Raw genomic sequence first — 8312 nt, forward strand, 5'->3', positions numbered from 1 at the left:
CGCCCCGGGGCGTCCGCGTGACGACGTCCGCGTTCCTCTACCCCTGGGACGTCGTAGGTGATCCGGACGCCCCGGCCCGCATCGCCGACCTCGGCGTCGGCCAGGTGACGCTCGCCTCCGCCTACCACTCCACCCGCGCCCTGACGCCGCGCCACCCCCACCACCGCGTCGTCACGGCCGAGCACGCCGCCCTGCTCTACCCGCCGGGCGAACTGTACTGGCGGGGAAGGGAGTTGCGGCCCCACGCCGCCGGCCCCTGGGCGCCGGGTGACGCCTTCGGCCGGGCCGCTGAAGCGTTGACGGCGGCCGGCCTCGACGTCCACTCCTGGGTGGTGCTCGCCCACAACTCCCGGCTCGGCGCGGACCACCCCGAGACCTCGGTCGTCAACGCGTACGGCGACCGCTACCCCTGGGCCCCGTGCATCGCCCAGCCCCGGGTCCGCGTCCACCTCGTCGCCCTCGCCGCGGAGGCGGCGGTCCGCCCGGGCGCCTCGGGCACCGAACTCGAATCCTGCGGCTGGTACGGGCTCGCCCATCTGCACGCCCACGACAAGACCGCGGGCGTGCCGCTCGACGACACCGCGCAGTACCTGATGTCGCTGTGCTTCTGCGCCTCCTGCGCTCAGGGGTACGGCCAAGTCGGCTTGGCAGTCGCCGAGTTGCGGGCACAGGTGCGCCGGGCGCTTGAGCCGGTGTGGCGGGGCGGCCCGGTCGCGGACCCCGGCCCGGATCTCCTCGCGGCCACCCGGGCCTTCCGTACACGCGCCGCCCGCGAACTCCAGGAGTCCGCCGTCACCGCCGTGCGGGGGCGGGCCCGCGCCGGGTTCCAGGTGCTGCTGCACGCCGATCCGCGGCCCGATCGCTGCGGCGCCAACGTGGGCGTCGACCCGGCGCACATCCTCGGCGTTGCGGACGGCGTCGTGGTGCCCTGCACGGCCGGGCCCGGGCTCCTGGACCCGTTCGCGGCGTGCGGCGTGCGCGACGCCGTGCTCGCGGCGAACCTCACCGTGGTGTCCGGGATGGGCGGTCGGCCCGAGGCGCTGGCGGACGACGCGGCCCGCGCCGCCGCGCACGGCGCTACTCAACTGCGCCTGTATCACGCGGGGTTGGCGTCGGACGCGGACCTGGCGTGGGTGCGGAAGTCCGGGGCGGTGGGGTAGCCGCCCAAGGGGTGCCCGACGGATCGTGACCGGGTGGCGAGAGGAACAGCCACCCGGCGACCACGAGGCCCATCGCCCCCGTCACCGGCAGCGTCACCCGGTAGTCGACCACCGCGACCAGACCCGAACCGACCGCGAGAGCCACCGCGTTCGGGGCGAACAGGAGCGTGTTCGCGGTGGCCGCGACCCGTCCCAGCAGGGGTGCGGGCGTCGCGCGCTGCACCGACGTCAGCGTGGCGATCAGCACGCACGGAAGGCCCGCGCCCACCGCGAAGGCGCAACCGAACGCCACCGCATCGCTCGGCGCCGCCCGCAGGCAGACCGCGGCCGCGAAGAGCGCGACCCCCAGCGCGCCGAACACCCGGGCTGGCAGCCGCCGCAGCAGCGGACCGGACAGCACCCCGACGGTGACCGACCCCGCGCCCTGCACGGCGTACAGCACCCCGATGAACCCCGGCGCGTGGCCAAGACCCTTGTCGACGACGGCGTACAAGGTCGAACTGCTCAGGCTGGCGAGGAACATCGTCGCGGCGCCGGCGAGCACCAGCGGGCGCAGGACCGGCGAGCCCCACAGGTGGCGTACGCCCTCCCCGGTTTCGGCCGCCACGCCCCGGAGCGAGGCCCGCGCCGCCCTCGGCCGGGCCCGGCGGGGGCGCTCCTCGGCCACCCGGACCAGCGCGAAGATTCCGGCGGCCACCAGGAACGTACCCGCGTCGAGGAGGGCGACCGACGGGCCGCCGAAACGGGCGTACAGCCCGGCGCCGGTGAGCGGGGCGAGCAGCTTCATGCCCTCGTTGGCCGTCATCCGCAGCCCGTTGAAGTCGCCGAGCAGCTCCGCGTCGAGCGCCGTGGCGACCAGGGCCGCCTCGGCCGCGTCCTGCACCACCCCGTTGACTCCGTACAGCACCAGGACGGCGAAGAGCAGCCAGATGCGGTCGGGGGAGTTCGCGGCGATGAGCAGCGGGAGCAGAGCCGTCATCGTCACGTTGGCCGCCACGAGAAGCGGGCGGCGCCGCACCCGGTCGGCGACGGTGCCGAGCAGCGGGCCCGCCATCGACGGCAGCCACATCGCGCACACCGTCAGCGCCGCCAGCGAGTCCGACCCGGTGAGCGACTTGACCCAGATCCCGGACGTCAGCCACATCGCGGACGACCCGAAGCCCGAGACGACCACACCGGTCAGGAAGAGCGCGGCGTTCCGGTCGCGCAGGACGCGGGCGACCGCCGAGCCTTGGACGTATTTCTTCACGCGGCCCATCGTGGCCACGGACGGTCACCGGCGGATCGGGCGGATTGCCTATCCCCGCGCGGGCCGGCTACCTAGCCGGGCTCTTCCACCGGGCATCCGCTGAAACCCCGTCAAGGACACGGTGCGGCAAAGAATTCGGCGTTTCCCCTGGCGGGGCGCGTGTGATGCGCGTAGACAAGCGGCCATGCGCATTCTCACCAAAGCCGCGGCGACGACCGCTGCCCTCTCCCTCACCGGTGCCGCCTTCTACGGCGTCGGCGCGGCCTCCGCCGACAACGCGACGCCGAAGTCGGACCGGGAGATCCCGAACATCACCAAGGTCGAAGACAAGATCAACGCCTACTACGGCGGCACGGCCGACGCCGCGGGCACGTACCAGGCCTCGCCCAAGAGCAACTACGCCCAGCAGGTCGCCGGCATCGAGGCGCGCGCCAAGCGGCAGATCAAGCACGCCGCCGAGCACCGTGGGCGGGACGGCCGTAAGCCCGCCATCGTGCTCGACGTCGACGACACGACGCTTCTCACGTACGACTACGAGAAGAAGAACGGCTTCGCCTACAACGCGGCCGCCTTCGACGCCTACGTACAGAGCGCGCAGTCGATCGCCGTGTTCGGCATGCCGGACCTCGTCAACTACGCCGCCAAGAACGGCGTCACGGTCTTCTTCCTCACCGGCCGCGACGCCTCCCAGCGCAACGCCAGCGCCGTCAACCTGACCAAGGCCGGCTACGACGTGCCGGTCGACCCCGCGCACTTCTTCCTCAAGGACAAGGCCAACCCGCCGGCGTACCTGAGCTGCGGGAAGCCCACCTGGACCTGCTCGACCGTCGACTACAAGGCGGGCACCCGCAAGCACATCGAGTCGCTCGGCTACACCATCGTCGCCAACCTCGGCGACCAGTACACCGACCTCGCGGGCGGCCACGCGGAGAACACGTACAAGATCCCGAACCCGATGTACTTCCTGCCGTAAACCGCAGGGCCGCCCGGTCCGGAGCGCGCGCCGTCCCGGCCCGCCCCGGACCGGAACCGGCCGTCACCCGTGGCTCACTGCTGGGCCAGCGCGGCCTTCATCATGGCCTGGGCGACCGGGCCCGCGAGCCCGTTGCCGCTGACCTCGGAGCGCTCGGCGTCGGAGTCCTGGATGACCACGGCGACCGCGACCTCCTTGCCGGTCTTCGGGTCCTTGGCGAACGAGGTGAACCAGGCGTACGGCTTCTTGGAGTTGTCCACTCCGTGCTGGGCCGTGCCCGTCTTGGCGCCGACTTCGAGGCCCGGCGTCTTCGCGTTGGACGCCGTGCCGTCGGTGACCACCGAGATCATCGCGCTGTACATCGCCTGCGCGGTCTTCGACGACAAAATGCGCTTGCCGTCGGAGTCGGAGTACGACTGGAGCGTGCTCCCCTTGGCGTCGGTCACCTTGGACACCATGTGCGGAGACGACAGCACACCGTCGTTGGCGATGGCCGCCGACACCATGGCCATCTGCATCGGCGTCGCGGTCACATCGAACTGCCCGATGCCCGACAGGGCCGTGGACGACTGGTTCATCTTCTTCGGATACACGCTCGTCGCGGCGCGTACGGGGATGTCGAGCTCGGCGTCGTTGAAGCCGAACTTCTCGGCCATCGCCCGCACTTTGTCCTGGCCCAGGTCCACGGCCATCTTGCCGAACACGTTGTTGCAGGAGTATTCGAGCGCCTTACGGATCGAGGCGTTCTCGCACGGCGCGGACGCCGACTCGTTGCGCAGATCCGTCGTCGTGCCCGGCATCCGGTACGGGTTGGGGCTCGCGGTGTGCTCGTCGATCGAGGAGTACAGCCCGTTCTCCAGCGCCGCCGACGCCACCACCAGTTTGAAGGTGGAGCCCGGCGCGAGCGGCTCGCGCAACGCCCGGTTGAGCATCGGCTGGCTCTTGTCCTCGGACAGCTGCTTCCACGCCTCGGCGTCGGCCGACGAGGACCCCGCGATCTTCGACGGGTCGAAGGAGGGGGTGGAGACCATGCCGAGGATGCGCCCGGTCTTCGGGTCCATCGCGACGGCCGCGCCCTCCTTGGAGCCGAGCGCCTGGTAACCGGCCTTCTGCACCGCGGGGTCGATGGTCGTCAGGACGTCGCCGCCGGGCGCGCGCTGCCGTGTGAGCGCGTCGAACGGGTTCTGCATCCGCAGGTCGCTGCCGTCGAAGATCTTGGAGTAGATCCCCTCCAGCTGGGTCGCTCCGTACACCTGCGACGCGAAGCCGGTGACGGGCGCGTACAGCGGTCCGTCCTTGTAGCTGCGCTGGTAGGCGAGGTCGCCGCTCTTCGTCCTTTCCGAGCCGGTGACCGGGGATCCGGCCACGATGATGTCCCCGAGCGGCTGCGAGTACTCCGCGATGGTGTTCCGCCGGTTCAGCTTGTCGTCCGCGAGGGCCTGGCCTTTGTAGTACTGCACATAGGTTGCTCGACCGAGGAGGGCGAGCACCATCAGCAGACAGAAGACCGAGGCGCGCCTGATTGTCTTGTTCATCCCATACGCAAGACGGACGGGCCCGAGCGCCGGGTTCCTGCCGCCCGGGTTTCTCAGCAAACCTTCATCGGGCCTTCAACGGGGCGGCGCGGACCGCACGGGCCGCACGAACCCGGATTCGTACGCCGTGATCACCGCCTGCGTACGGTCCCGGGTGCCCGTCTTGGCGAGGACCGAGGCGACATGCGTCTTGACCGTGGCCGGGCCCACCCCCATCCGCCGCGCGATCTCGGCGTTGGTGAGCCCCGCCGTCATCAGCCGCAGCACCTCCGCCTCGCGCCCGGTGAGCCGGGCCGCCCACGGCGCGGCGGCCGACGCGGGGGAGTGCCGGGCGGCCAGCTCGCGCAGCCGGGCCGGGAACAGAAGCGAATCGCCGCACGCCACGAGGCGGACGGCCTGGATCAGCTCTTCCGCCGCGGCCCGCTTCAACAGGAAACCCGAGGCGCCCGCGCGCAGCGCGTCGTACACATAGCTGTCGTTCTCGAAGGTCGTCACCACGACGATCCGAGGAGGCTCCGCCATGGCCGCCAGGATCTGCTCGGTGGCGCGGATGCCGTCGATCTCGGGCATCCGGACGTCCATCAGGACCACATCGGGGCGTGTGGCGCGCACGAGGGGGAGCGCCTCGGCGCCGGTGGCCGCCTCGCCGACGACCTCCAGGTCCGGCTCGGCGTCGAGGATCACCCGCAGCGCGGTACGCACCATGCGCTCGTCGTCGGCGATCACCACCCGGATCGTGCCGCCGCTCATCGCGCACCGCCGGTCGTTCGTTCCGGGCCGGCGGTCGTCCGTCGCGTCCTGCGGGCGTTCACCGCGCGCCGCCGGTCGTTCGTCGCGCGCCAGGGGTCGTCCTGCGGGTGTTCATCGCGCACCGCCGAGCGGAAGGCTCACCCGCAGCCTCCAGACGCCGTCCTCGGGGCCCGCCGAGGCGTGTCCGCCGAGCAGCGCGGCCCGTTCGGCCATACCGCGCAGACCACGGCCGCCGCCGGGGCGCACCACGGGCGCCGCGCCGGACAGAGGGTTCTCCATCACCATCTCCAACTCCACGTCAACAATGGTTACTTGCAGGGTGGCGGCAGGACCGGTGCCGTGCCGCAAGGCGTTGCTCAGCCCCTCCTGGACGATCCGGTACGCCTCACGCGAGACCAGCTCGGGCACCGACGCCGGATCACCCCGCAAGGAGTACGCCACCTCAAGGCCGGTGCGGGCCAGCAGATCCTGCAGGGCGGCGAGGTCCGGAGTGGTGAGATCGGCGTCGTCCTGGCGCAACAGGCCGAGCACGGCGTCGAGTTCGTTCACCGTGCGCCGCGCGGTCTCCTCGATCGCGGTCAGCGCCTCCCGTACGAACTCCCGGTCGTCGTCCAGGACGCGGCGGGCCGCTCCGGCCTGGAGGGTGACCGCGCTCAGGGCGTGACCCACCGAGTCGTGCAGTTCCCGGGCGAGCCGGTTGCGTACGGCCAGCTCCGCCGCACGCTGCTCGGCGGCGGCCAGCTTGTCGGCGGGCGTGGGTCCGAGCAGGACCGGTGCGAGCCGGGCGAGCAGCTCCCCGGCCGCCGCCGAGCACGCCGCGAGCCCGAGCAGCACCACGATCCCGGCGATCGGGGCGAGCGCGACGCCCCAGTCGGTGGTGAGGGGCCCGGAGGCGCTGTACGGGGTGGTGCGCAGACCGGGGAAGACCGGGAGCACGATCAGGAACACCGCGAACGGCGGCAGGGCCAGGCTTGTCGCGCTCAGGACGCCGCCGACCGTGACGTGCAGCGTGTACCAGGCGGCGGCGCGCAGCCGGGCCTCCCACGAGCGGGCGGGCCGGTCGGCGAGGGCCGCGGGATCCACCGCGCAGAGCGTCCGGACGCCGAACACGAGCAGCGGGCGGGCGCTCGGCGCCAGCGCGGTGACGGCGGGGAAGGGAAGCGCGACGGCGAGCGTGAGGAACGCGAGAGGGAGCGAATCGAAGGGGCTGACACCGGGGCCGAAGGAGCCGACGATGACCGTGCCGACCAGGAAGTACGGCATCAACAGGGCCCCGCCGATGACCAGATGGACCCAGCGGAGCCTGGCCCGGGCGTCGAAGAGGGTACGTATCACGGGGTGCCGGTGCGGTGACGGTCGTGGCTCCGGTGGCCGCCGGGACCGGCGGAGGCGTGAGTGCCGTTCGGAAGCGGGGGGCGCTCTGCGGGGAGTCGAGAGCGCTCTGCGAGGAGCTGGGAGCGCTCTGCGAGGAAGCGGGTGCCGAGGGCGACCACGGCCAGACCGGTGATCATCTGCACAGCGTAGGTGAGGTTCATCAGGAGCGTGGGACGGTCCCCGGGTCCGGCGCCGAACACACCGGACGAGAGCCAGAGCCAGCCGCCCCAGCACGCCGTGGCGCCCGACCCCAGCCACGCAAGGGCCAGCGGCAGCCGCAGCGGCAACGACCTGCCGAGCCCGAAGGCGAGCATCAGGGCCCCGGCAGCCGCCGGCACGGTGAACGCCGCGAACACCGCCTCCACGACGTATTGGTCGGCGCTCCGCCCCGCGGCCAGGGACGGGGTCATGCCCGCGGCCGAGCCCGTCGCCCACACCGTGTGCGTCACCGCCGGCAGCAGCGACAGGACCGCCACGGCGAGGGCGACGGCGCGCGATACGGGCGGCACCCCGACGCCGGTGTCGTCCGTCAGTTCGCCGACGCGACCGCGCCACAGGTGGCCCCAGCGGTCGCGGGCGTACAGCGCGAACAGGGCACCCAGGGCGAGGCCTTGGACGATGAAACCGGTGTACACGACGGCGAAGACCCACTCGTGGAGGAAGGTCGCGGTGCCGGTGCCGGTGCCGTTGGCCGGCGGCCTGACGCCGTTACCGCGCAGGACGCGGACCAGGAGCTGGAGCGGATAGCCGGTCATGACCGGCGCGAGCAGGCCGGTGGCGAGCCACATCGGTACGGCGAGCAGCCACGGCTTGACCCGCAGGCCCCAGGGCCTGGTCAGCAGCAGGGCGAGGACGATCACGCACGCGTCCATGAGGACGGACACGCCGTTGCCGACCGCCATGCGTCCGCGGTGTTCGAGCAGGACGCTTCCGTCCGGGATGCCCACGTGGCTGCCGGCGATCCAGAGTGCCTTGAGGGTGAGGTAAGGGAGGCAGGCGGTGATGGCAGCCGCGCGCAGTGCCCGGCGGGCCGGGCCTGGTGTGGTCTCGTGGGTCTCGCGGGTGAGGGTCTCGCGGGTGAGAGGTTCGTGGATGAGGGGCATGCCCTCACGCTCCCGTGGGGGGCTCGCCTTCCGCGTCGTGCCGGGTGGGGATGTGGCTCCGCCGGGCGGGGGAGTGCCTCTATGTCTTTCGTCAAGGCACCCCTGGCGGGTTTGGGGTGGTTCAGGGTTGCTGGGGTTATGCGGCTAGTTCGACGTCCTTCGGTGTCC

Annotated in this window: 7 protein-coding genes; 2 read left to right on the plus strand and 5 right to left on the minus strand. The window is 72.1% G+C overall.

The features are described from left to right. Positions 1-17 precede the first annotated feature (17 nt). Positions 18-1160: a hypothetical protein gene (locus tag AB0D31_RS01135; RefSeq protein ID WP_362715200.1), complete on the plus strand. Its 1143-nt coding sequence runs from the start codon at positions 18-20 to the stop codon at positions 1158-1160. Here AB0D31_RS01135 and AB0D31_RS01140 read toward each other — a convergent pair. Beyond that, positions 1078-2409, minus strand: coding sequence for an MFS transporter (locus AB0D31_RS01140; RefSeq protein WP_362715203.1), 1332 nt, complete (start codon positions 2407-2409; stop codon positions 1078-1080). The two genes, AB0D31_RS01135 and AB0D31_RS01140, sit on opposite strands and share 83 nt — an antisense overlap. Before the next feature lie 184 nt (positions 2410-2593). On the opposite strand from AB0D31_RS01140, the gene AB0D31_RS01145 reads away from it, so the two are divergent. Beyond that, on the plus strand, positions 2594-3382 hold the full coding sequence (locus AB0D31_RS01145; RefSeq protein ID WP_362715206.1) for an HAD family acid phosphatase: 789 nt from the start codon (positions 2594-2596) through the stop codon (positions 3380-3382). Positions 3383-3456: 74 nt separating this feature from the next. Here AB0D31_RS01145 and AB0D31_RS01150 read toward each other — a convergent pair whose 3' ends face one another. The 4 genes from AB0D31_RS01150 to AB0D31_RS01165 form a co-directional block, all read right to left on the minus strand. Beyond that, positions 3457-4917 (minus strand): penicillin-binding transpeptidase domain-containing protein, encoded by a 1461-nt coding sequence (locus AB0D31_RS01150; protein ID WP_362715209.1) that lies wholly within the window; start codon positions 4915-4917, stop codon positions 3457-3459. Positions 4918-4992: 75 nt separating this feature from the next. Next, complete coding sequence (locus tag AB0D31_RS01155; RefSeq protein ID WP_362715212.1) at positions 4993-5667, minus strand: response regulator transcription factor; 675 nt, start codon at positions 5665-5667, stop codon at positions 4993-4995. Between the two features lie 111 nt (positions 5668-5778). Continuing rightward, positions 5779-7002: a histidine kinase gene (locus tag AB0D31_RS01160; protein WP_362715215.1), complete on the minus strand. Its 1224-nt coding sequence runs from the start codon at positions 7000-7002 to the stop codon at positions 5779-5781. Beyond that, positions 6999-8144 (minus strand): hypothetical protein, encoded by a 1146-nt coding sequence (locus tag AB0D31_RS01165; protein ID WP_362715218.1) that lies wholly within the window; start codon positions 8142-8144, stop codon positions 6999-7001. Before AB0D31_RS01165 ends, AB0D31_RS01160 begins: the two co-directional genes overlap by 4 nt. Between the last annotated feature and the right edge of the window lie 168 nt (positions 8145-8312).

The organism is Streptomyces sp. NPDC048361, assembly GCF_040651795.1.
GTDB lineage: Bacteria > Actinomycetota > Actinomycetes > Streptomycetales > Streptomycetaceae > Streptomyces.

Bases quoted from the DNA above. Each gene is read 5' to 3' on its own strand.
- AB0D31_RS01145 (WP_362715206.1), top strand. From the start codon at position 2,594: ATGCGCATTCTCACCAAAGCCGCGGCGACGACCGCTGCCCTCTCCCTC.
- AB0D31_RS01150 (WP_362715209.1), bottom strand. From the start codon at position 4,917: ATGAACAAGACAATCAGGCGCGCCTCGGTCTTCTGTCTGCTGATGGTG.
- AB0D31_RS01165 (WP_362715218.1), bottom strand. From the start codon at position 8,144: ATGCCCCTCATCCACGAACCTCTCACCCGCGAGACCCTCACCCGCGAG.
- AB0D31_RS01155 (WP_362715212.1), bottom strand. From the start codon at position 5,667: ATGAGCGGCGGCACGATCCGGGTGGTGATCGCCGACGACGAGCGCATG.